This is a genomic window from Anabaenopsis sp. FSS-46 (assembly GCF_029891665.1).
GTDB lineage: Bacteria > Cyanobacteriota > Cyanobacteriia > Cyanobacteriales > Nostocaceae > Anabaenopsis > Anabaenopsis arnoldii.
Map to the genome: position 1 here is coordinate 69,609 of NZ_JANQDG010000080.1, position 25,487 is coordinate 95,095.

Here is a 25,487-nt window from a genome sequence, read left to right on the forward strand (position 1 = left end):
CGACTTTGCGTGCAACATTTCTTAACCTACACTAGCTACATAGGGACTTGTCAACTTATCCAACTGCTGAATTAACAGACTCAGGAATAAACCCACATCTGTCACTACACCTACTGATTCTACAGAACCGCGATCGCTTAGTTTAGTCACTACAGCCGGATTAATATCTACACAGACCATTTTCACCCCAGCCGGAGTCATATTTCCCACCCCAATAGAGTGCAGCATACTAGATAGCATTAAAACCATCTCCGCACCTTGAATGAGTTGGGCGTATTCCTCCTGGGCTTTAATCAAATTCATTTGGGTATCAGGTAAAGGTCCGTCATCCCGAATCGAACCAGCTAGGCTGAAAGGTACGTTATTAGTGACACATTCATACATTACACCACTGGGAATCACTCCAGCAGCCACAGCCTTGGCAATGCTGCCATAACGGCGGATAGTGTTAATTACCTTCAGGTGATGGCGATGTCCCCCCAGGACGGCGACACCTCGTTTCATGTCCACACCCAAGGAAGTTCCCATCATGTTTTGCTCGATGTCGTGGACGGCGATCGCATTCCCCCCTAAGAGCGCCTGTACATATCCTTCCCGAATTAACCGCGCTAAGTGTTCACCGCCCCCTGTGTGAATCACTACTGGGCCTGCCGTGACAACTACTTTACCACCAGCGTCCCTAATTTTACGTAACTCCCAGGCTACTTGCTCCACCACTAATTCTACACGTCTTTCGCTGGAAACCCCCGAAGACATAAAGGTAAATTCTTGACCGTGACGCTGTTCCCGTGATTCAGCTTTGCGAATGCTACGGATACCTTGCACATCTACAACTACCCTGTCGCCAATCTCCAACTCACGTAAAAGTTTACACCGAGCCACTAAGCCATTGGGAGTTTGAGTGATGGCGATCGCGCCATCCATGCGCTGATTGTGCACCTTCACCCACTCACCATTAATCCGTACTTCCGTGGGATAAATAGTACTGACGTAGAAATCATCAGGAGCCACCCCGGCTTGAATCACAGGGCCCAGTTTAGCATCCCGTTCATCTTGGGGTAAATCCACAGCCCCCAAATCAATTAACTCAGAGATGATTTCTTCCATCACCTCATGGGAGGGGGCTGAAACTCTCACCTCAGCTGCTGATGTACTCTGGCGTTGTTCTCCCAAGGTGAAATTCATCACTTGGAAACTACCACCACCATCTACAATTAAATCTAGAGCCTGGTTAATCACACCAGAGTCCAGTAAATGCCCTTCTAACCGAATCATCCGGCTTTCTACGGAAACATTAGCATGAATATTAATATCTATTGGCTCAGTAACACGTAGGGTCAGACATTTAGCAGCACCACCGGCCTTGAGAAATTCTGTCAGTGGCGTTTCAATAACTCGGAAGCCCGCCTCTGCTAAACTTGTTTTTAAAGCATTGCTGGCTTTATTCATAATCACAATGCTTTCTACATTCACCGCATTACAGGCAAAGTTGACAGCATCAGCTTCGGTAATTGCTATGCGCTTTTCTGGTGCAACCCGCATTTCAATTAAACGGTTAGAATAGGCATCAAAAGCACCAGGATAATATAATAAATAGCCGTTAGCTAAAGGACAAAAGCAAGTATCTAAGTGATAGAAACGCTCATCAGTTAAACGCAGGGATAACACCTCAATATCTAACCATTTAGCTAAATAAGGGTGAGAATCTAATTCCGAACGAAAACCATATCCCGCCCATAACCAACGTCCTTCCCGATCTAACAGTGCATCTCCAGCACCTTCAAAGGGTAAGTCTTTAGGGAGTAAATGAACTGTGTAACCGTTTTCTTCAAACCAAGTTTGGAAGAAAGGCTCCTCACCCTGACGTTCTTTGTGCAGAAATCGGCTGAGGACGACATTTTCCCCCAAGACTAACCCAGCATTGGCGGTAAACACCATGTCAGGCCAACCTATTTGGGGGGTTACTAAATCTACGATAGCGTGTTGTTTAAGGATGTTATACAGTTTGTGCCACTGTTCCACAGCGCGATCGCGCGAAGACTTATGAATATTCCCTTCCATCCAGGGATTAATCACATAATCTACATCGTAGTGGTCAGGAGCGCACATCAAAAAACGAATCAGGGAAGTCATAAAAATATTACCAGTGTTGAGATCCTACAAGCCTACTTCAAAGATAGTTTTTTGTCCTTTTAATTTCTCTAACGACCAGAAATTAATGAAAGTCTTTCTTGAGGTGGTCAGCATTCTATCGGGAAATACAGATACAGCAACTTGCACCGAATGTCAAGTACAGATTGAATCATAAAACTTATGTGGGGTAGGCATCTTGCCCGCCCTTGTACCTACTCAGATGAAATATGCTGTAAGTTAGCACACAGACTTTAAACCTATTCTATTCACAGGATCAAGATTAGGGGGACACCAACAAGATGAAATTGCCAAAATGGCATAAAGTTGACCCATGGAAATAGACTAAGATAAATAGGCTAGTTTTTTTGAGGAATGCCCTATTTGGTGATTACGTTTTTTTAAGCTTACGTATAGTCTAGCTTCCTCCTCCCTGGCAAGAAGTGGTAAGATTACCAGGTAACTGAGAATAAGTGGCAATAGGCTATGAGTTTTTCTGGCATTACCTTAGAATATCGTTCACAAGAAGTTAAGACTCTCAAGTATTTTCTGATTTATAGTCTCATTGGTTCTCTAGTACTTCATATTGGGGTACTGTCATCACTGTTAGCTTATCTCCTGCGGAGTACCCCGCACCTAGAAGATCAACCAATAGAAGTGGTGATGATTGATTTTCCCATTCCAGAAGTAGAAAAACCATCTGCACCAATTCCCCAAGCAGAGACATTACCAGAACCTCGCCAGATTATTACCAGTAACGATACCTCACCCAGTGCAGCTAGAAATCAGACTGTAAACCAGTCTCAACCAGAAATTATCCAACAGCAACCTATAGTTACACTCAGACCAACCCCAATCACCCCACCACCTGTAAAAGTCGAAAGTGTCAAAACTCCCCCAGTTTCACCGCCAACACCAACAACCACAGCTACCACAAACACCCCACAAGTCTCACGCCAAGCAGCTGTATCTAGGCTAGAATCTGTACTGAGTTCACAAACATCAGAAGCAATAACTGCTACTCCCCCCACTCAAACTAGTGAAAAAAATCCAGGGGTATTGACTGGTACAAGAGATTCTAGAGCTACACAGGGAAATAGTGATAGTGTTAATAGGGGAGAGTCAAATCAACCAAGTGGCACAAGTTCAGTCTCCACAGCAAATACTGGCACGAACAGCAATAATAAAGTATCAGTACAGCCTTCCACACCCCCAGCTAATAGCAGATCAGAACGTACTAATCGTCGTGGTAATTCCCGCAGATCATCTACTGGACGTGCAGCTTGTGTTAGATGTAATACTAACTATCCAGAATTTGCCAGACGGCAAGGTATCGAAGGCAGAGTAGAAGTTGCTGTTGATATTGATGCCAAAGGTGATGTTACCAATGTCCGTATTCTCAGGTCAAGCGGTAACAGAAGATTGGATGAAGAAATCAGGAAACAAGCGAATAATTGGAAATTACAACCGTCCGAAGGCGGGAGAGAAGGGATATCAATAGCTACTGATTTTACCCTGGAAGGTTCACAGCGACACCGCCAAGTCCAAGAACGGAAAAAAAAGCAAGAAACCAGCCGTTCCAGGGAAACAAGTCGCCAAACAGAATCATCTAGTTCCAGTCCTACACCGACTACCAGCACTCCCACCAGGTCAAACCCAGTTAGACGCGTCAGACGAAAACCTCAGACTGATCAAAACACAGCCGCGGGTTCATCCTCTGGACAAGGAAAGACCCCTACACCGGGAAATGTGAGAGATTCTTTGCGCAATACCCGCAGTCAGGAAACCTCTACTAATTCTGTCACACCAGCAGGGGAAACAAGTACAAATCCCCCGCTGACCACAAACAATACTTCTTCTAGTCAAAATCGGTTACGAGACGCTTTACGCCGTAGTCGCCAACCTGCTGAATTACCCCAGTCCACCTCATCACCAGAGTCGCAATGATGAGTAGCAAATGAACAGTTTTTGTTTTATTGCCATAGAATAGAAATAAAGTTTATATGCTTAACCTTGACTCAGCATCATTGCCCATGATTACTTCTAATCGCCGTTACCATATCATTACTTTCGGTTGTCAAATGAATAAAGCTGACTCAGAGCGCATGGCTGGTATTTTAGAAGACATGGGCTTTGCATGGTCGGAAGACCCTAATGATGCAGATTTGATTCTTTACAATACTTGTACAATACGAGATAACGCTGAACATAAGGTATATTCTTACCTCGGTAGACAAGCGAAACGTAAACACGAGCAGCCGGATTTAACCTTGATTGTTGCTGGTTGTGTTGCCCAGCAGGAGGGAGAAGCCCTGTTACGACGAGTGCCAGAATTAGATCTGGTCATGGGACCACAACACGCTAACCGTCTCAAAGATTTGCTCACCTCGGTATTTGATGGTAATCAAGTGGTGGCTACTGAGTCGGTTCACATTATGGAGGATATCACCCAACCTCGAAGAGATAGCAGTGTCACGGCTTGGGTGAATGTCATTTATGGCTGTAATGAACGCTGCACCTATTGTGTGGTTCCTAATGTCCGTGGTGTGGAACAATCTCGCACTCCGGAGGCTATCCGCGCAGAAATGGAAGAACTAGGGCGACAAGGTTACAAGGAAATTACCCTCCTGGGGCAAAATATTGACGCTTACGGTCGAGACTTGCGGGGTAAAACTCCCGATAGTTTGCGGAGCGTACCTATAGGTCGTCATCTGTATAATTTCACGGATTTACTTTATTATGTCCATGATGTCCCAGGTATTGAAAGGTTGCGATTTGCTACTAGTCATCCCCGTTATTTTACGGAGCGATTAATTAGGGCTTGTGCTGAATTACCCAAGGTGTGTGAACACTTTCACATTCCCTTTCAGTCAGGGGACAATGACGTGTTAAAGGCAATGTCACGAGGTTATACTCAGGAGAAATATCGCCGGATTATTGATACTATTCGGCAGTATATGCCGGATGCTTCTATTAGTGGTGATGCTATTGTGGGCTTCCCCGGGGAGACGGAGGCACAGTTTGAAAATACCCTGAAGTTGGTAGAAGATATTGGTTTTGACTTGTTGAATACAGCTGCTTATTCCCCCCGTCCCGGTACACCAGCTGCTTTATGGTCTAATCAACTCAGTGAAGAGGTGAAAAGCGATCGCCTACAAAGATTAAACCATTTAGTTAATATTAAAGCATCCGAGCGATCGCAGCGTTACATGGGACGCATTGAAGAGGTTTTAGTAGAAGCCCAAAATTCCAAAGATACCACTCAAGTCATGGGACGTACTCGCGGGAATCGTTTAACTTTCTTTAATGGGGACATAAATACATTAAAAGGGCAAGTCGTCAAGGTAAAAATTACTGAAGTTCGGGCTTTTAGTTTGACAGGTGAACCCTTAGAAGTGCGGCAAGCAGTCGCTGTGTAATTTAAGACTTACTCCTGGTCTCCTAATGTTGTCAATTAGGTAGCACTGTCCTGCACTAATTGGTCTAACTCTTCCTGCATCTGATTGACAACTAATTCATAGCAATGATTGACATACTTATGATCGCTAGCTGCTTCCCGACCGTAGCGTTCAAATACAATGGGTTTACATACCCTCGTATGAATAGAGATCGGCAATGGGATATTAGGAAGAGGCCCAATTGCTAATCCCCAGGGTAATCCCAAATAAATAGGAAATACTACCGGGTCAACTCCAAACAACCAAGGCATTCCCCATTTATGGAGTTGCTCTAGAATTTTATACAAGTCAGCTAACACGATTAAGGTATCATGAGCGCCCGTAGAAATCACAGGTACAATCGGTACATTTTCCCGCAGAGCTAACTTGATGAATCCTTTCCGTCCGGCAAAATAAATTTTATGGCGCAAATAATGCGGTCGAAACACGTCTTGTGCTCCACCAGGGTAAACCAGTAGGCTCGCACCGGAACGCAAAGCGGAGTAAGCCATTTTCGGGTGAGCTATCACGGCTCCAGTCTTGGCAGCAATTTTTGCTATTTCTGGGCTGAGTTCCCATACTTTGGGGTGCATGAGTCCGTAAACCGGTTTCTCACACCCAAATTTTCGGAACCAGTCGTACATGATCATTGACATATCAGGGGTCGCCAGTCCTCCATTGTGAGAACCAACAAACAGTACTTTCTCTTCCGGTGGAATATGCTCCCAACCACTGGTTTGAACTCGAAAGTAGTAATGATATAAAAAACTCAGCAATGGCATGAGATTGGCGATGAAATTTGGGTCTCGTTCATCTAATGACCAGCCTATTTTTTTTTCGCTTTTATGTTTCGCTTGTAACATCTATGAATATTAACAGATTTAGTAAAAATGTAACTACAGCAACTATCCTAGTCAAATGAGACTAGTATTGACACCTATATTTTAATCTATATCCATAATATATCTTAAGGAAAACAGTTTCCCTTGAATTAGGGCTGCTACTCTTGTCTTACCACTTCTGATCAGCATTATATAGGTTTTTTTCATACAGATACATCTGATCACAAGAAAATCGCAAAAAAGGCACGGAAGCCACTTGGCTTTAGACATAGGCATCCCCCTGTGCCAGTTGCGTAAGTCCTAAATTTCATAAGTTCAAGTATTTTTCTAGCTAGGAATAATAAAAGAGGTTTGGCTGATGGCCAAACCTCACTATAAATCCAGTGCATAACAACATCCCGGATTAATGTACCTGTTATTTTTGTAGTTAGTCATCTTCCTATGGGATCTGTCCAAATTTAATAAAAGCTGATATGGCTGGAGTGGAATTTTTGGCCATACATGGGAAAAACGATAGATATGAGATATTGGTCACACTAAAAGTCTGGCTATGACAGAGAATAGTCTTAGCGGCTACCCCCGCTCCCTATTTGTGCCAGTTGCGTAATTCCTGATACATATAGTCATCCTATTTGAGTGGTTTATTACCATACTGATAAAAAGTAAACAGTTATGGTGTGGTTTTATTAATTAATAAATTAACTCCAATCATAATAGCAAGTATATTTGGCAACCATAGGCAGGAAAAAGAGACAACATCTGATATAATGAGAATACCGGATATTATTTGAACAGCATCGTAAATTAAAATAATTCCTAGAGTCAAAGCAAAGCTATTATATCTAACTCTGGGTTGTAAATTAATGCCGATCGCCCCACCCAAAAAAGCAAAGACAGTACAGGAGACAGCAGAACTAAATCGCTTGTAAATGTGAAACTTGAGATTGAGGAACTCACGGCGATCGCCTGCTGTTTCCAGAACAGACAATCGCTGATAAGCTTGATATATATTCATTTCTCGGTCATCAAGCTTTTCTCTGTCTGCTTGAAACTGTGAAGATATATGAGGCAGATATAAGGGCATAGTATCAAACATAACCCTTTGACCATAGGAGCCATCAGCATTAATCAGACTGTGGGAACCATGATAAAAATAGCAATATTCTTGTTGCTCATAGCATTGGGCAAAACTAGAAGTAATAATTATCTTCAGTCTTTGCGCATCGCGAATTAATAGAGTGACTGATTGCAGCTTGCCATCAATAAACTTATCTGCATAAAATAGATACTTAAGAGACCTTTGATTCTGTTCTCCAACATAATCTTGATAAAACTCCTTGTAAAAGATATCAGAGTTTTTCAGGTTTGACCTATTAATATTTAGAGAAGTTTCTAAAGTGATCGCAGCTTGATAATTAGCGGGGGGAACAAATATTTCATTAAATGTAAATTGGATGAACGTTACCAACAAACCGGTAATAATAGCGGGATAAGTTAACCTGTATAAACTGACTCCACAGCTTTGTAAAGCAATAATTTCACTATTGCTAGAGAGTTTCTGATAAGTAAAAATAGTTGCCATTAAAGTGGCAATAGGTAAAGCCAATACAATAAACTCAGGTAATTTAAGGATATGTAGATATATTAAAACTGGAAAAGATAACTGTTTATTAATTAGAAATTTAAACTGCTCAAAGGATATGCCAATAGACTCAGCTACCACAGTCACAATGATAATGCTAAATAATAAGGGGCGAATCAACTCAGAAATTAAATAATAGTTCAATAATGATATTTGAGGAAAAAAGCTGATTTTTTTCATTTATCATTTTGTTGGTTATGTAATATTGGAATCAGCCAGGGAATGAATTAAGAGTCTCATAGCCGATTATCTAGATAATCAGCTATTGTGGTTTTTTGGCGTAGGTTAGCTTCCCCTTTGGGTCAAATTAATTAGAGATAGCGGGTTAAGATACCCGCACTACTACATAGAATCGCTGTTTTAGTTAGAAGTTTTGATCCTTCCACCTTTGCGCACCTTAGCGTTAAAGAATAGTATTGAAAAAAGTTTGATGGGTGTGTGAGTAAGAAATCCTAGTCTTTAGTTTAAATTTAAGGAACCCCACGCAGATCAAGATCACAATTTAAGCTAGGATCGCCAATCCTAGCGCAATCAGCGTAAGTATCTGCCGCATTTTGTCGCAACAGATTACGATAAGCATCATTAGATCCAGTAGATGAATTTCCATTTGCAGATGTTGCTCTTAGATATTCATCTTGAGCTTGATTCCATTGCTCTCGCTGTTCACTGGTACATAGAGAATAAGAGGAGAGGTTATTTTTCAAATTGTCACATCGAGATAAATAACTTTGTAAGGATGGAGGAGGAGTAACCGTGGTATTAGATGTGTTACTAGTATTACCCCCACCACCGCTATTATTATTACCACCACCTCCATTAGAAGTGTTACTAGAAGTACCGTTAGGACAAGCAGTAATCATTAAACCAATGAGTACAAGCCCAAAGATTCTGGGAGTAGAAAAAATCGCTGACATAAAGTTAACCTGAAAAACGTTCTACTTATTACAAGAAGCTGGAAGCAAGTTTTCGCAGGTTAACTGATAGAAATTAGTTATTCTATGCTAGTAATCTATAAATAATCTAAATATCGAGCGAGTTTACGAATTTGGTTGATGGTTGACTGTACCAAGGGGCGATCGCCCTTAAGGGAGCCAGGGAATAAATTAAGAGTCTCATATTTTTATCTTGAAAATGAACCACCTGAGCAACCTAGAGAGTAAGCTCCTTTATAGTGATATGAAGGTTTCAGCAGATTCGCCTTGCGCGTAACGACTGCGAAGATGCAAGGTGATTTCCGTATCTAGTCGCTTGAGGAAAATCAGCAGTTTTCCCTCGCTGAACCGTTGAAATTCTCCTTTCATTAAATGAGATACTTCTGGCTGGGTAATACCGAGAAGTTCGCTGATTTCGCGCTGTTTGAGGTGGCGTTGTTTCAGAAGGCGAAGTACCTGAATCCCTATCTTTCCCCTAGTAAAAAGTTCATCTGCATTCGATAAACCCAGATCAGCGAATACGTTACCACTGCTTTCTTCAAAAACGGAGTCTTGTGTCATTGTTGTTTCTCTCTTGCTACCGCATCCTGATAACGTTGTTTAATGAGGTCAACATCAGCCTGTGGGGTTTTAATTCCCTGCTTTGATTTCTTTTGAAAAGCGTGTAGGACATAAATTTTTTTTCCAATCTTTACTGCATAAACAGCCCTGTAAGTATCGGTATCGTAACGTTTGACGATCTCATACACGCCACTACCAACCCCCTTAAAAGGCTTGGTATCCATTGGTGTTTCCCCTGCTTGTACCAATTGCAGCGCATAGCCTAGTGATGCACGCACCTCTTCAGGAAATGATCGGATATTTTTCAGAGAGTCTCCCATCCAAACAAGAGTTCGTAGAGGAATTTCCATAATATCCTGGTCTTCGTCCATTTTATATAAAATTTCCTATAAAACCAATCGGAGATTACCGTAAAATGTCCACCACGCCACCTCAGAGGACAATAAAATATATCAATCATAAATAGCAAAGTGGGTTGACCCCAGCCTCACCCACCATTGCATGAATTTGATTGATCACCCAATCAGATTAAGAACATCTAGACATACAGTTTGGATCAGTACTAGCCAGACAATTGTCCATACAGCCAGATACCCTCCGATACTCTGCGTTTTCTCTTTCGCTATCGGCTCTTTGTTGTTCCAACCACTGACTGTTGACAGTTGATGGTTGACGGTTCACAGTGGGAGTTGACTGTTGACGGTTCACAGTGGGAGTTGACGGTTGAATATAACTAGAAGTATAGCCACGACAGGAAGTAATCATTAAACCAATGAGTACAAGCCCAAAGATTCTGGGAGTAGATAAAATCGCTGACATAAACTTAACCTGAAAAACGTTCTACTTATTACTAGAAGCTGGAAGCAAGTTTTCGCAGGTTAATTGATAGAAATTAGTTATTGTGTGCTAGTAATGTATAAATAATCTAAATATCGAGCGAGTTTACGAATTCGTTATAGATAATTGGCTATTGTGGTTTTATTGACGTAGGTAAGCGTCCCCTTTGGGGTTAAATTAATTAGAGATAGCGGGTAAGATACCCGCACTACTAAATAGAATCCCTGTTTTAGTTACAAGTTGTGAGCCTTCCACCTTTGCGCACCTTAGCGTTACCTTAGCGCCCCTTTGCGTTAAAGAATAGTATTAAAAAAGTTTGATGGGTGTGTAAAAATTGGAAGAACTCCCAGGAGCATTACTGTTTAATTAAACGAATTCCTGTTTGTACATTTACCAAACCTTCCTCTATAATTTCATATTTCCTGGTACCAGATAACCCTGATGAAGTTCTGACTTCAACATAAATAAAGTTCCCGCTACGTCTCCATCTACCTCGTACATCTACCTGGCGTGTGCGCGGACGAGTATAACCACTGTTAATAAAAGATGTACATTTTTCTACTAAGTCACCACTGTCATAAAAGTAATGAACACAGCTTTGGTCTATCCCTACTTGGCGATCGCTCTTTTGAGAAGTAAATGCTGCGAGTAATTCAGGGCTATTTTGTGCGGGAGCTAGGTTCATATTCCCGCCAAATATAAATACTGTGGCGGTGGTAGTCATAAGTAATTTATGCAACTTGTTCATAGTTACCTCACCAGAGGGTAATTGTTAACTTCTAGTTATTACTAGAAGCTGAAACCGAGTTTTCGCACCTTTAAGGATTAGTATTACTTATTAAGTAAGATGATTTATATAAGATATACATATAAAAATAACTGCGAAAAATAGCTGTCAGCGTCCCATAGATAAATGTGTGGGTTAAACGAAAATACATATTTAACCTTATGTACTACATTCAACCTGGAAAACTTGTTTATGAGTGATATCAATGAAAAACTATGTCAACTGATTAATGAGGCGATCAGATTACCCCCAAAAAGCAAACAAAAGTATCAAAAAATCAATGAAATATACCTATTAGTAACCGCATCTGGGGAACTTTGGCGAGAATATAAACCCTACTATGAAGACGCATTACAGGACATGTGGAGATATTGCTGTCAAAATTTACATGAATATGATTCTACACAAACCCAAGTAATTACCTGGTTCAACAGACATTTAAAAAATGCTTTGGCTAGATATCGACATAATGAAGAAATCAGAAACAAAAAAATCTATCCCCTGATTAATAAACCATTATCTCACAAAGACATTGAACCATCACTGGATATATGGGAGGAAACTGCTAAATGGGTAAAAAATGACCCTGAACAAGTATTACGTAATGTCCATTTTCCCCATCATCCAGCAATTACGGCTCAAGTGATTATTTTACGGAGATTACCCCCTCATATTCCTGCTTGGAAAGAAATCGCCCAAGAGTTTAATTTAAACGATGCTGAAAGCAAAAATTTACCGAAGTGGTATAGCCGTAATTGCTTACCTTTATTACGGAAATTCGGTAATGAGCAAGGGTATATCTAAAAGTAGATTTTAGTAAATCTCCCATCCAATTATGAAAATTACAAGGTAGATAACAACTATGTCCAATCAAAGTTATGTGCAACAAGCAAATATTGCTATCCCATTAATTATTACTCAACAAGCAATTAATACTGCTGTAAAATTTGCTCAACAACAGCCTAATCTTAAAGCACAGCAAGTTTATCTCAATACTTTAGCTGTGTACTTAGTAAATAATTACTTAGGTATTATGGGAATTGAGACGGATTTAACAGCGGGAGATAGTTGGAATCCGGTGGTACGTTTCGCTGCTGATGTTGCTGATTTAGAAATTACAGGTGTGGGGCGTTTAGAATGTCGTCCCATAACTGGTAACCAGGAAAAATGTCCTATTCCTTTAGAAGTCATGGATGAGAGAATCGGTTATGTAGTAGTTGAGATTAATCTAGAAGAAAGTTCGGCGCATTTACTGGGGTTTACCCCAGAAGTGACAACAGAAGATATATCTGTTAATCAGTTACTACCAATAAAAACGTTATTTGAGCATATCAGTCAATTAACATCAGAAACCCCTATGGTTCAACTCAGTGACTGGTTAAATCATGTTTATGAATCTGGTTGGGAGTTATTGGAAAATATTTTCACCGATCCTGTCCATCAATTGAGTTTTGGTTTTAGAGATAGCAACACAATTATTAGGGGTAAAAAGTTAGATTTTATTCAAGGTGAGCAGGGGGTGACGTTATGTGTAGCGGTGACTCCAGTATTTAACTCAGAAATGGCGATATCTATAAATTTGTATTCCTATATACAAAAAAAATTACCTTCTGGATTGCGGTTAATGTTATTTGACGCACAGGGAAAATTAGAAATGCAGGTAGAATCTGGGGAGAATGATCAGTTTCTCCGGTTTCAATTTCATGGGGAAATACAAGAAATTTTTAGTATTAAAATTTGTTTTGGAGAGCTAGAGATTACAGAGGAGTTTATTGTATAATTATGAGTCAAGTGATGAAAGCACCACCATGAGTAAAGTAGTAACTCTTGACTTGAATGGTCACCTAAAACAGGGATTTCACGTGAGTTTGGAGATTAAGGAGGAGGGTTACAGCACCATTATTTGTGGTCGCCAAGGAAACTTACCTCCTGCTCCAGAACTACACCAGGGATGTGAATCTCACTGGAAAATCTACCGGAGTTTAGCAGCATCCTATCGCATTAAAAATAAGCAAATTATCACTCAAACATATGTACAATCATGCTTAGAACAGTGTCATCAATCTAGTATTGAGTTAAAAAAGAGTTTAAATCAATGGGTGAAGTCCGAAGGGTTTCGGGAAATTCATGATTGTATTAAAGAACAGTTAAGCCCAACTGAACCGGCGCGATTTTTGATGCGTGGTCATGATGAATGTTTACAAAAGCTACCTTGGTATGAATGGGATATGTTTAAATCCTATCCCTACGCCGAATTGGGTTGGAGTTATGGAAATTACCAAGCAACTAAATGCATAAATACCAATCCTGGAAAAGTCAAAGTTTTAGTAATTTTGGGTAGTCCTCAAGGTATTGATATTAATATCGATAAAAATATATTACAGGGTTTACCTGATGTTGATGTATGTTGTTTATATCAACCCCAACGCCGGGAAATTAATGACCAGTTGTGGGAAGATCAATGGGATATTATCTTTTTTGCCGGACATAGTAGAACGGAATCCCAAGTAGGTAAAATTGATATTAATCCTGATGATAGTATGACTATTGATGACCTATGTAAGGGATTAAGGAAGGCAATTGACAGAGGTTTAAAGTTAGCAATCTTTAACTCCTGTGATGGATTAGGATTAGCTAAAAGTCTTTTTCAGTTGCAGATTCCTCAAATAATAGTGATGCGGGAGTTGATTCCTGATGCAGTAGCTCATAAGTTTGTGGAATACTTTTTACAAAATTTGGCTGGGGGTAATTCTCTATATCTTTCTCTCAGAGATGCTAGGGAGAAATTACAAGGGTTAGAAGATAAGTTTCCCTGTGCAACTTGGTTACCGATGATGTTTCAAAATCCGGGAATAGTACCACTAACCTGGGAGGATTTACGCGGAGAAAAAACCCCCACCCGAAAATTACACAGGGTGAATGTTATCCAATTATTATTAGCCAGTTTTGTGTGTACTGGGTTAGTGATGGGGGTGCGATCGCTTGGTTGGTTACAGGATAGGGAACTCAAAACTTATGATCAAATGATGGGGATGGGAAGGGAGGAAAAAGCAGATACTCGTATAGTAATTGTCAAAGTCACAGATGAGGACATGAAAAATTTTCCTGGTTTATTCAACACATCTAAAATCACCGATGAATTATTATTAAAAGCGTTACAAAAAATTAATCAACATCAACCCGCAACCATAGGTTTAGATATCCTCCGGGATATTCCCACCTACTCAGTTAATCAAGTAGATATTTATCCCCAATTAACTAGTTATTTGCGAGAAAATTCCCATATTTTCCCCATCTGTAAAGTTGGTGAACACATAATTACCACCTCTGATGATTACGGTTATTCTCCACCCCAGAACAGCAGAAAAAATAATCTTAGCTTTAATGACTTTGTAGTTGATGGCGATCGTGTCCTGCGTCGCCATCTTATTTATATGGACCCCCCTGATAGTTCTGTTTGTCAAGCTCGCCATGCTTTAAGTTTACAACTAGCGCGGAACTTTTTAAGCAAATCAGCAGGAATAAAATTAGAAGTTATACAAACTCCCACAGGTAAGTTATTCCAACTGGGTCAGGTAATTTTACCGGAGTTAAACAACAAAGTCGGCTTTTATCAAACAATAGATGATGGTGGTTATCAAATATTATTGAACTATCGCTCTACCCAAAATATAGCTACAGAAATCAGTTTACACAGGGTAATTAATCATGATTTTCCTGCGGATTTCTTCCAAAATAAAATCGTTCTGGTAGGTTATATATCCAGAGCCAAAGGTAATGATTTCTATGCTACCCCTGTGAGTGATAAACCTGGTGAAGAGATGGCCGGAGTCCAGATTCATGCACATATGACTAGTCAATTAATCAGTATTGCTTTAGGGGAGAGAAAACTATTGACCTTTTTACCTTGGTGGGGTGATGCTGCTGCAATTTTACTGATTACTTTCATAGGGGGTATACCTATTTTATATGGAGGAAAATCATTATCTGTAATCATCATGCTTGGGGAAATTATCATCATAACCGGTATTGGCTATTACGTTTATATTACAGGTCCATTCATCCCCACGATCATCGCATTAGTTTTCATCACAATTTACGCCTATGTTTCACCAATTACCAGAATAAATCATGTTAAGGAAAATAAGTAAAATTAACTATAGATATATCTCAGTATTAATGCTGGGCTTAATCAGCTTCCCACTGATATTACTGAAAGTACAAGGGGAATCTCCCCCCAATCAGGTTTCATTAATTCAATTCCTGCAAAAAAAAGACGAACCACCCCCAGATTTAGGAGACAAAGGCGCACCAGTGGGTAGGGTACAAGGAGGTCCACGTAGTCCTAACAATTGTCCTCACATCCAACCCCCCCTAACTGCTATAGTACCCAGTATTCTTGAACCCAGTCTTTTAACTCTTGTGTGGGGAACAACTATAAAATCATCACCCAGTCTCTGGTTTTATGTTCCCTACTCACCTAGAGATGTGGAGAGCAGTAAATTAATTATCTGGGATGGGGTTGCAGATAGACGAAAACATCAACCAGTTTATCAAGGTAATGTTACCTTAGAAGCAACTCCCGGAATTATTCGCCTATCCCTGGTAGACAAAATCAAACTAGAGGATAATCAGAAATATCATTGGTATTTGTCAGTTTCTTTGAAATGTAATCCCCAAGATGACATTGGTGTGAATGGGTGGGTATGGATAGACAAAGAAAAACTCAATGCTTTAACCCCAACCTTAGCGGGTAAGTCGAAACAAGAGCAGGCTTTTATTTTAGCCCAAGAGGGTATTTGGCAGGATGCTTTTACTTTAGCGGTGGAAAATTCCCCAGCAGATTGGCAAAAATTGTTAATGGATATTGATTTACATGATATAGTTAGGGAAAAGGTAGTAGATTGTTGTAGCCTGGTGGAGTGATCAAGCTATAACCAGTTTCCCACCAAAACAACGTTACCCCAATCACTGGGTGAGAAGTTGTTATTTAAAAGATATAACTGTGCTTTTTGCAGAGCTTGGGCTTTGGTCAAATCAGGATAATTAATTAATTCCTGATAGAATCCTTTGATTAAGACTGCAGTTGATTGATCATCTACTGTCCATAAAGTCGCTAAAGTGCTACGTGCGCCAGAACGGACTGCTAACCCTGCTAATCCTAAAGCTGCGCGGTTATCTCCTGTGGCTGTTTGACAAGCACTCAGAACTAGTAGTTCAATATTCTCAGATGTTAGTGGCTCTCTATTTGCTAATAAATCCCTTAATTCATTAATATTAACAGGTTCATCCCAAGCATATATAACAGTGTCTTGAGGATTAGAGCTAAATTGTCCATGAGTTGCTATGTGAATAATCTGGGGACGAGTTTGACTAACTTTCAGTTGTAAGTTCTTTTTAGTGAACTGTTCCTCACGCAGTTGCTCCCCTGGGAATAAAGACTTGATCTGATCGAGTTCTAACCTGACAAATGGTAAGGGTCCCAAGTTATTTTCATCTGGAAAACTGGGAGCTTGATCTGTACTGATTCCAGCAGATAAGGTAATTGGGGACTGTTGTTTGAGGGTTTGGGGCTGAAGTAATTTTAAACCAGGACTGTAGGCGATCGCATATTTTTGGATTAAATACTTTTCTCCATCATCCAAAACCGCCATCGGAACATTACGTAAGTATCCATCTACAACAAACACCACAGTCTGAATATTATTTGCTGTTAACACAGGATCAACCTGAGCAAACAACCACTGATAAACCTGTTGAGATAACCGGTTTAACTGGGGATCTGGGTAAGATTTTTTGACAATTTCCTGTAATTGTTCTAATTTACTTTCCCATCTCTCCTGAGTAATTTCCGTAGTATAGTGTAATAAAGGTTGTTCAGGTAGAGTGACAATCACCTCTAGGCGTTGGGGTAAAATAATCCCATAAAATATAGCTGTAGGTGATTTAGCTTGGGCTGATTGCTGGACAAAATCATCAATATTAACGGTATTATCTTCTATACAAGCATCTCTAAAAAAGTTTTCTAACTCTGCTAATTGCAAAGACTCAATCACATCACGGGCTTTTCTTAAATCATCTTGACTGGGATGGTCGGTTAAAAGTAAATCTATATATTTCCGATATACTGGTTCAACACTTTCCCTAAAATCATACTGTACATCTGGATTCAAAGTTACCAAATCACTACGCAAATTTTTCAGGTAATTAACCGCATTACCATAAGCTGTGATTGCTGCTGGTTTTTGATGGAGTTGAAGATATAATCTACCTAACTGCCATTGGATTTGATAATCTAGTAGAGAAATATTAAAAGCTGTTAATTGTTGAGTGATATCTAAAGCTAACAGAGTATATTCTTGGGCTTTTTCCCATTCTCCCAGTTGCTCATATACCCTTCCCACCAGAGCTAAAGTATGAGACTGGGTGCGTTGATCTCCTAATTCTGCTGCTGTCTGAGCTATGTCAATTAGTTTTAACAATGTTCTGGAAACTAAATCTTGATTCCAATTATTCTTGGGATCATTTTCCTCCCTGGGTTGCAGACAGGTTAACTTTGTTGCTTCCTGACAGAATTGATATTCAGTTAACTTAATTTCTGCATATAGCCTAGATTGACTCAAGGGTACATTACCAATCAGTTTTTCAGCTTCCTGAATTGGGGATATATCTTGAGATAATTCTATCTGATTGAGAATTGCCTCTAGTTTAATCTGTCCTACTGGTGCTTGACTAGCTGCTTGGCGGTAATCTTGCTGTGCTGGTTGACAAAATTTATCTTGGTTTTCTTCACATAAACTGCGTTTGGTATTACCTAAACTCAGTAAAATATAACTTTCATATTCAGGAAAAGAACCTTGGACAAGGTGCTGTGTCATCTCTAAAACCCCTTGAGACGCAGCCAAATTACCCACACCTCTCAAAGCATTGCCTAAACTATGTAATCCTTTAACTTGAATCAAGTTAACATGATCTAAACTAGGGATTAATGTTTGTAAATTTCCCTGGCAATTTTCAGCATTGATCTGAAAAGCAGTGAGTAAAATCCGACAACTCCTCGGATAAAAGCCCAACTTTTGCATCCCTTGGGCTTGATTGACCTGATTAGCAAATAATAACCCTGATTCACCAATCTCACCATAAATTTTAGCAGCATCTTGCCAACTTTCCACAGCCCGTTCTGTTTGACCGATCATTAACTGATGCTGTCCTTGAATATCCCAAGTTTGGGCTAAAATTCGCTGTTGTTCAGTTGTCTGTTCCAGAGTACCTAGAATATTTAAACTTTCATCTATATATATTGCTGATTTGGGCCAATTTGCTAATTGTTGATAAGTTAAAGCCAGATTACCTAATACCATAGCTCGATTGAGTCTATCTCCCTGGACAGCATAAGCATAATCAGCTTGTTTCCACTTACTTACCGCTGCGGTAAATTCTCCCTGTTGGTATAAATCTTGAGCTTGTTGGACTATTGCTAAGGGATTATTTTGACTCTGAGCAACCACGGGGGAAATGGTCATGGATGTGATAAATAGTAATACTGTTATCAATCCCATATTTTATTAGCACCACAAAATATTACAAAATATTAATATAAATGTAAATGATCATACATCCAGGCGATCGCCAACAAATCACTTTCAGTAAAACCAACTCTTTATGAACAACTTCCTGGTAAATTGATATTATTTCCTGGCCGTTGTAACCCCCTATTCCCAGGGTCATAACCAACCAAGATCACACTACCATCCTGATTAACCACCATACCCCTAGCTGGGACAATTTCCCGGCGATATTTTTTGAAATTGGACTGAGAAACCACTCTCACAGGAGAACTGACCACCGGTTTAACTAACCCCACATCAACAGTATGGGTTTCTAAAACCTGATTGGGAGTCACAGGTAAACCACCCCTACCAGTGCGGTAAAATTCGCTATCACTTCCCTGATAACAGACATTTTCAGCAATTAACCTACTCCCATCTACTATAGTTTCCGGTAGTTCAATTAACCCTTGAGTCGAGTCTACCCCCAGAATCTTAGTTTCAACCACTCCATCAATACCCAATTGTGAACTAGCGCTAATCATACTTTCCGGGGTAAAAAATAGGCGGTTAGTGGTAATTTGAATATTACCTCCATTACCCTCAACAGCATTAGCACTAATTTGACTATTATTTCTCCCCACTAAAAAGCCAGCATTAATATTGATATTACCACCATTTCCCGTACCACCTGCTGCAGTGGTAATCTCACCATTATTCAACCGTAAAAGATTATCAATATCCAAAATAATATTCCCACCCTCACCGCTAAATGTCCCAGCAGACAAAGCCGAACTATCATTAACAGTCAGATTTCCCGCCCTTAAATTAATATTACCAGCATCTCCCCTACCCTCACTACTAACCCCAATTCTAGAACCATTATTTAAGGTAAAAAACATGGGGTCTATGAGAATATTACCCCCCTCTCCTGTAGAGTTAGGGGTTGTAGTTGCTAAAATATTACCCTGATTCAGGTTAATACTTTCAATAATATTAAGGACAATATCCCCAGCCTTTTGCTCACCTTCAGTAACAGATAAAATACGCCCATCTTCCTTAATCTCCAGCTGACGAGCATTCATCACAATATTACCAGCTTTACCTGCTCCCAAGGTGCTAGCATTAATTTCACTACCATTACTCAAAGTCAACACAGATGTATTCACCTCAATATTACCAGCATCCCCTCTACCCGTAGGTTTCACCACAGTAAATACACCACTTACTTGCTCCCTACTTCCCCCCTCAAAAACTACCTGGTCACTAGCAATAATTCTCACATTTCCTGAGTTTCCCTGTCCCCCAGTACTAGCAACCAGTTGAGCCTGATCTGTAATAGTCACCGATGGCGATATAATTATGATATCATTGCCATTTCCCACTGCTCTTGGTTCTACATTAGTGGAAATATTAGCTTTACCGGAAACTTCCACCCCAGCACCAGCATTAATTTCTACCTTACCCGCGTTTCCTTGTCCTCCGGTTTTAGCTTCTATAACCCCATTGTCGGACATTCTGAAAAAACTAGTTGTGATCTGAATATCACCACCATTTCCCGTACCATTTAAAATATCAGAAGAAACCCGACCTAACTTTTGAATATCAACATTATTAGCAGCATTAATAATTATATTTCCCGCCTTTCCTTTTCCCAGGGTAGCTGTAGTTAAACCGCTAAAAGTGCCGATATTTAAAGAATTTGTATTAATGATAATATCACCAGCATTACCCACCCCAGTCAGACCGACATTACTAGATGCACCTGTCAGCGCTCCATTAGCAAATGTTACCTGTTCTCTGGCGTGAATATTGATATTTCCCCCATTACCTTGTCCCGATGTAGAGGCGTTGAGATAGGCATTATTTGTCACTTCTAAAGACCCAGTAGCAATATTAATATTACCTGTATTTCCTACCCCAGTAGCAGAAATCAGATTTTCAGCTACACTCCCAAAACCATCAAATTTCACTAAATTATCAGCATTAATATTAATATTTCCCCCTTGACCCTCCCCTCCTAAGCTAGCTAATAAACTAGCACCATTTATCACCTCTAAAGACCCAGTATTAATATTAATATCACCTGCATTTCCCCGACCCAAGATACCTGCTCTGGGAAAAATTCCGATGACATTTCCTATTGCGGTTCCCACACCGTCAACCTTCATAGTTTGGGTATGAAAATTTAGATTTCCACTATTACCTACACCAAAACTATTAGCTTGAATTTGAGAACCATTAGTAACCTCTAGGGAGTTGGTTTTAATGGTAATATCCCCACCGCTACCTCTAGCTTGACTATTGACACGACTAGAAATTAAACTATCATCTATGCGAGTAGTACCATCGGCGAGAATCTCAATATTACCAGCATTACCAATACCCGATGTACTAGCAGATATTTGAGACCCCTCTGTAATATCTATATGAATGCTGGTAAGATTAATCTTACCAGCATTCCCTATACCAGAAACACCAGCATTAAACACAGAAGAATTGTTGATAGTTAATTGATCAGCGATAACATTAATATTACCCCCATCACCAACCGTATTAGGTTGAGTATAACTCCTCAAATCGCTATAATCGAAAGTAATATTATCCTTGACTGTGAGATTAATATTACCAGCGTTTCCCCTACCTTGATTATTTTCTAAATTAATCTCAACATTTTTAGCTACTAAGGAGCCATTCTTGACACTAATATTTACATCCCCTGCTTTACCTTGCCCATTAGCTGTATAAATGCCAGTATAAATTACCGGTGAATAACCGGTATTCTCAAAAATCACATCTCCTCTTAAAGCCAGAATATTTATGTTACCCGCATTTCCATGACCACTGGTGCTAGTATCAAGATAAGCGCTATCTTTGACAGTTAAAGAACCTGTGGTAATATTAATATATCCGGCGTTACCTGTACCTAAATCTCTCACCAGATTATCAATAACACTGAATCTACCAACTAAATTAATTTGATTTGTATTATTAATTTGAATATTTCCTGCTTGAGTATCTACTGAACCCGAACCTGATGCTATTCCCCCACGCAGTTGACTACCTCTGGTAATATCTAAGTTGCGGGAATTAATGGTGATACTTCCACCACCACCCCCAGTAACATTGACCTGAGCGCCATTGGTTAAACTGACATTTCCTTTGGTTATATCTATATCTGCGCCACCTGAGCTATCAGGAAAACTCAGACGCAAACCCTCATCTAAATTAACTGTACCCGTTTGGGTTAAACCACCTAACTCTACCTGAGTTCCCGGTGATATAATCCTGGCATTATCAATGCTCACATTACCACCGATTAAAGCTAAGGTTTTACCTTCAGGAATGGTGAGATTTGAATTATTCAGGCTAATATTACCAGGATTGTCCCGAAATCTTAACCCTCTGGGAATATTAATATTTAATAAAGGTGGCTGTGTGGGATTAGTAGTATTAAACTCATAATTATCAAATATAACTTTATCGGCTGTAGAGGCCACAAAAGAACCTTTTACATCTAAATTAGCATTAGCTCCAAAGGTAATACCATTGGGATTAATTAAAAATAAGTTCGCATTTCCCAACACTCCCAAAGTTCCCAAAATATTGGAATGACTGATCCCAGTCACCCTGGTTAAAATATTACTAATATTATCTGGGTTGCTAAAATACACCCCCTGGTTTGCACCAACGTTAAAATCTGTAAAACTGTGGAATAAATTAATACCCCTAATTACGCCTCCTTCAATAATATCACTGCTATTTCCTTTGATTGTCTCATTCCTCACAGAAGAATTGAGGGTGTTATCTGGTATCAGTTGAGCTTTAACTAACCGAGGATTTACAGTTGTAATTAAGCTCAAGATGATTGGTAAGATCAATTGACAACTAGAGTATTTTTTGCAACTGTTCATTTTCATAACTTTGAACCCATGGCGATCGCAATACAGATCCCCGACTTCTCACGTCATGATTATACTCTCATCTAATTTAGCCAGAAGTTGGCGCAAAACTCAAGTAAAAAATAGGGTGTTCTGGTGAGTTCACCGCTAAGAGGATGTTTGTCAAGTCATGATTAGTGTATCGAATATTATTTGACCCCTCCCTAAACCTCGCCTTGTAAGGGGAGGGGACTGGATTTGATTGTTTTTTGTGTCTTCCCTGTTCCCTCAGATAAAAATTATAGCATTTCCCATGCTCGTGAGGTACAATTTTTTTTAGTTTGAGGGAACACCGGAACAGGGAATAGGGAATAGGGAATTGGTGTGTACTTCATGAGCCTGAAAAAGGCTATATCAAACATCCTCTTAGTCTGGTTTGATGAGTGTAGATCAGGGCGATCGCCAAACTACCAGTACTGTATCAATTAATTAATACAAGTATTGATTAATTCCTCAACCCCAGCAACTGGCAAAATTTTTGTATTTAATTTTGCAGCTACCTCAGCAACACTCATATCATCTAAAAATATTAATTCCCCATGTTTTAACATCACCTTTGGTAATAAAATTCCATCTCCTAAATCCTTTCCCAGAAGATTTAAAACTAGGTCATGACCCGTAATTAACCCAGTGACAGTAATATTTTGTCCCCAGTAATCACTTGCTAAAGCCTCCATCTTCACTTCTAAACCCTCAACAGTATTGAGGCGTTGTAAAATCGGTTGGAATGCTTGTTCCACAGCATTACCCACCACCCAAGTCAATTTTTTCGGTTCATCTAGCTTTGACGGTAACAACTGCGCTGCGGTAGATGCAAATTGCTGAATAAATAAACGAATGGAACCCACACCGTTATCAATCTGTGGATACTCTTCATATTCTGCTGCGCTGGGTAATTCCTCACCCGCAATCAAAAACCACTCATCTGCTAACCAAGCAAAACCCGATCCCAATTGGTGGCGAAATTTCTGGGACATGGTTTTGACTTGGGAAATCACTTCTTGAGCCTTTTCCCTTGTTACCGGTATCAGCTCATCTGCTGCGGGGCGAAACCGCGTCAAACCCAGGGGAACTACTGCTACTGATGCCACAGCGGGTAATTCTCCAGTATGAAATACTGCTAAGTCTTTCAGTGTTTGTTCTAGGTGTTGACCATCATTGATCCCAGGACAAACAACTACTTGAGCATGAATTTGTAGTCTGCGGTCTTGGAACCATTTAATTTGTTGTAAAATTTTGCCTGCACGTTGATTTTTTAGCAGTCTAATTCTGATTTCCGGTTCCGTAGCATGAACAGAAACGAACAAGGGAGACAGGCGCATTTGTTCAATCCGCAGCCATTCTCTTTCGGGTAAATTGGTCAGGGTTAAATAGGAACCATATAAAAAGCTCAGACGGTAATCATCGTCCTTTAAGTACAAGCTGGAACGCTTACCGGGTGGTTGCTGGTCAATAAAGCAAAAGGGACAACGGTTATTACATTGAATTAAACCGTCAAATAAAGCAGTTTCAAATTCTAGCCCCAAGTCTTCATCGTAATCTTTTTCTATTTCAATGTGATGAGTTTTTCCAGATGGGTCTAAAACTTCTAGTTCTAGCACTTCGTCAGCACAGAGAAACTGATAATCAATTAAATCACGGGGTTGTATGCCATTGATGGCAACTATAGCATCCCCCGCTTCAAAGCCAATTTCTGCGCCTATAGAATCGGGTAATACTCTGGTGATTTGAGCGGGACGGATGGTAGACATGATGAGAAACCCGGAACCAATGAATATCAACTATTGTTCAACAATCCGGTGCTAATTGCACCTAAGATTGCTACACCAAAGGCTAGGCGATACCAAATAAATACCCAGGTGCTTTGGGTTTTTAGGAATTGTATCAACCCAGCGATCGCCATATATGAAAATATCCCAGATGAAATGACTCCGACAACCATAGGAACCATACCCACATTACCTACACCCACTGCTAAAAAATCTTTCAACTCCACTAATCCTGCTAGGGTAATGGCGGGAATTCCCAGCAAAAACGAAAATCTTGCAGCTGTATCCCGCTCTAAGTTCATAAATAGTCCACCAGTCATAGTGGAACCTGAACGAGATACCCCAGGTATTAAAGCCAAGCATTGAACTAAACCCATCCATAACCCATCTTTCATGGTCAGATGCTCAAAGTCACGTTGACGTTTACCCAGTTTTTCTGCTATTCCCAATAACAGCGACATGAATATAGAGGCTATGGCGATCGCTGCTAGACTTCTCAGGGGTGAATTATCGTAGTCTGGGATTAATCCTTTAATTAACAGTCCTAAGAAGATAATCGGGACTGTTCCCAAACTAATTCCCACAAATAGCTTGAAGTCATGGCTTTGGTAGTCTTTGACGGCGATCGCTTTTGCTGCTCCCTTGATGATTTGGGTCATATCACCCCAGAAATACCACAGCACAGCCACAATACTACCCAGTTGAATAATCGCCGTAAAAGCTACCCCCGGATCCCCCCAACCCAGCACTACAGGTACAACCTTTAAATGTGCTGAACTGCTGATGGGAAGGAATTCAGTCATTCCCTGGACAAAGCCTAAAAAAATAGCTTGCAGGATATTCAGTTGCTGTACCTCCCCTGACCCCAGGAGAGTTTCGGTACTTAAAACCTTTGCTGGAAATGCTGCAACCGAGTAAATAGCAGATGCTGCACTTAGGAATACGAACCATTGCCGTTTTGATAAAACCATTTAATTTATTTGTGATAGCCAAGCGCTAGAACCAATTATAAAAACATCTGTTTGGGCCACTTGCCAGGAAAAAGTCATCAGCACAGTTTAC

18 protein-coding genes are annotated in these 25,487 nt (G+C 40.1%); 6 read left to right on the forward strand and 12 right to left on the reverse strand.

What is annotated here, in order from left to right; translation table 11 throughout:
- Positions 1-21: 21 nt before the first annotated feature.
- Positions 22-2,133: a TIGR00300 family protein gene (locus NWP21_RS09405; protein ID WP_280792487.1), complete on the reverse strand. Its 2,112-nt coding sequence runs from the start codon at positions 2,131-2,133 to the stop codon at positions 22-24.
- Positions 2,134-2,616: 483 nt separating this feature from the next.
- On the opposite strand from NWP21_RS09405, the gene NWP21_RS09410 reads away from it, so the two are divergent.
- Together NWP21_RS09410 and miaB are read left to right on the forward strand one after the other, a co-directional pair.
- Positions 2,617-4,077, forward strand: a complete 1,461-nt coding sequence (locus NWP21_RS09410) for an energy transducer TonB (RefSeq protein ID WP_280792488.1) — start codon at positions 2,617-2,619, stop codon at positions 4,075-4,077.
- An 86-nt stretch (positions 4,078-4,163) separates the two neighbouring features.
- Positions 4,164-5,549 carry a tRNA (N6-isopentenyl adenosine(37)-C2)-methylthiotransferase MiaB gene (gene miaB / locus NWP21_RS09415; protein ID WP_280792489.1) on the forward strand — a complete coding sequence of 462 codons (1,386 nt, stop codon included), beginning with the start codon at positions 4,164-4,166 and terminating at the stop codon, positions 5,547-5,549.
- A gap of 35 nt (positions 5,550-5,584) precedes the next feature.
- Here miaB and NWP21_RS09420 read toward each other — a convergent pair whose 3' ends face one another.
- From NWP21_RS09420 to NWP21_RS09450, 7 genes are all read right to left on the reverse strand, one after another.
- Positions 5,585-6,430: a lysophospholipid acyltransferase family protein gene (locus tag NWP21_RS09420; protein ID WP_280792490.1), complete on the reverse strand. Its 846-nt coding sequence runs from the start codon at positions 6,428-6,430 to the stop codon at positions 5,585-5,587.
- Between the two features lie 649 nt (positions 6,431-7,079).
- Positions 7,080-8,231 carry an LptF/LptG family permease gene (locus NWP21_RS09425; RefSeq protein ID WP_280792491.1) on the reverse strand — a complete coding sequence of 384 codons (1,152 nt, stop codon included), beginning with the start codon at positions 8,229-8,231 and terminating at the stop codon, positions 7,080-7,082.
- A 290-nt stretch (positions 8,232-8,521) separates the two neighbouring features.
- The gene (locus NWP21_RS09430) at positions 8,522-8,965 is read right to left on the reverse strand and encodes a hypothetical protein (protein ID WP_280792492.1); all 444 of its coding nucleotides are present in this window, start codon (positions 8,963-8,965) and stop codon (positions 8,522-8,524) included.
- 252 nt (positions 8,966-9,217) lie between these two features.
- Positions 9,218-9,544 carry an XRE family transcriptional regulator gene (locus tag NWP21_RS09435; RefSeq protein ID WP_280792493.1) on the reverse strand — a complete coding sequence of 109 codons (327 nt, stop codon included), beginning with the start codon at positions 9,542-9,544 and terminating at the stop codon, positions 9,218-9,220.
- Positions 9,541-9,915 (reverse strand): type II toxin-antitoxin system RelE/ParE family toxin, encoded by a 375-nt coding sequence (locus NWP21_RS09440; protein ID WP_280792494.1) that lies wholly within the window; start codon positions 9,913-9,915, stop codon positions 9,541-9,543. Before NWP21_RS09440 ends, NWP21_RS09435 begins: the two co-directional genes overlap by 4 nt.
- A 157-nt stretch (positions 9,916-10,072) precedes the next feature.
- Entirely contained in the window at positions 10,073-10,363 is a 291-nt protein-coding gene (locus tag NWP21_RS09445) for a hypothetical protein (protein WP_280792495.1), read from the reverse strand.
- 373 nt (positions 10,364-10,736) lie between these two features.
- The gene (locus NWP21_RS09450; RefSeq protein WP_280792496.1) at positions 10,737-11,129 is read right to left on the reverse strand and encodes a hypothetical protein; all 393 of its coding nucleotides are present in this window, start codon (positions 11,127-11,129) and stop codon (positions 10,737-10,739) included.
- A 231-nt stretch (positions 11,130-11,360) separates the two neighbouring features.
- Between NWP21_RS09450 and NWP21_RS09455 the strand changes: the two genes are divergently transcribed.
- The 4 genes from NWP21_RS09455 to NWP21_RS09470 are packed head-to-tail and all read left to right on the forward strand — an operon-like array spanning position 11,361 to position 16,094.
- Positions 11,361-11,972 carry a sigma-70 family RNA polymerase sigma factor gene (locus NWP21_RS09455; protein ID WP_280792497.1) on the forward strand — a complete coding sequence of 204 codons (612 nt, stop codon included), beginning with the start codon at positions 11,361-11,363 and terminating at the stop codon, positions 11,970-11,972.
- Between the two features lie 58 nt (positions 11,973-12,030).
- Positions 12,031-12,948 (forward strand): DUF1822 family protein, encoded by a 918-nt coding sequence (locus NWP21_RS09460; protein WP_280792498.1) that lies wholly within the window; start codon positions 12,031-12,033, stop codon positions 12,946-12,948.
- A 28-nt stretch (positions 12,949-12,976) separates the two neighbouring features.
- Positions 12,977-15,319, forward strand: coding sequence for a CHASE2 domain-containing protein (locus tag NWP21_RS09465; RefSeq protein ID WP_280792499.1), 2,343 nt, complete (start codon positions 12,977-12,979; stop codon positions 15,317-15,319).
- A complete protein-coding gene (locus tag NWP21_RS09470; RefSeq protein ID WP_280792500.1) occupies positions 15,300-16,094 on the forward strand; it encodes a DUF928 domain-containing protein in 795 nt (264 codons plus the stop codon). The genes NWP21_RS09465 and NWP21_RS09470 overlap by 20 nt, the downstream gene beginning before the upstream one ends.
- A 5-nt stretch (positions 16,095-16,099) precedes the next feature.
- Here the strand turns inward: NWP21_RS09470 and NWP21_RS09475 are convergent, their stop codons facing one another.
- The 4 genes from NWP21_RS09475 to NWP21_RS09490 form a co-directional block, all read right to left on the reverse strand.
- Positions 16,100-18,691 (reverse strand): CHAT domain-containing protein, encoded by a 2,592-nt coding sequence (locus tag NWP21_RS09475; protein WP_280792501.1) that lies wholly within the window; start codon positions 18,689-18,691, stop codon positions 16,100-16,102.
- 137 nt (positions 18,692-18,828) lie between these two features.
- Complete coding sequence (locus NWP21_RS09480) at positions 18,829-22,578, reverse strand: filamentous hemagglutinin N-terminal domain-containing protein (RefSeq protein ID WP_280792502.1); 3,750 nt, start codon at positions 22,576-22,578, stop codon at positions 18,829-18,831.
- Between the two features lie 503 nt (positions 22,579-23,081).
- Positions 23,082-24,407 carry a TIGR03279 family radical SAM protein gene (locus NWP21_RS09485; RefSeq protein ID WP_280792503.1) on the reverse strand — a complete coding sequence of 442 codons (1,326 nt, stop codon included), beginning with the start codon at positions 24,405-24,407 and terminating at the stop codon, positions 23,082-23,084.
- A gap of 26 nt (positions 24,408-24,433) precedes the next feature.
- Complete coding sequence (locus tag NWP21_RS09490; protein WP_280792504.1) at positions 24,434-25,396, reverse strand: undecaprenyl-diphosphate phosphatase; 963 nt, start codon at positions 25,394-25,396, stop codon at positions 24,434-24,436.
- Positions 25,397-25,487: the final 91 nt, after the last annotated feature.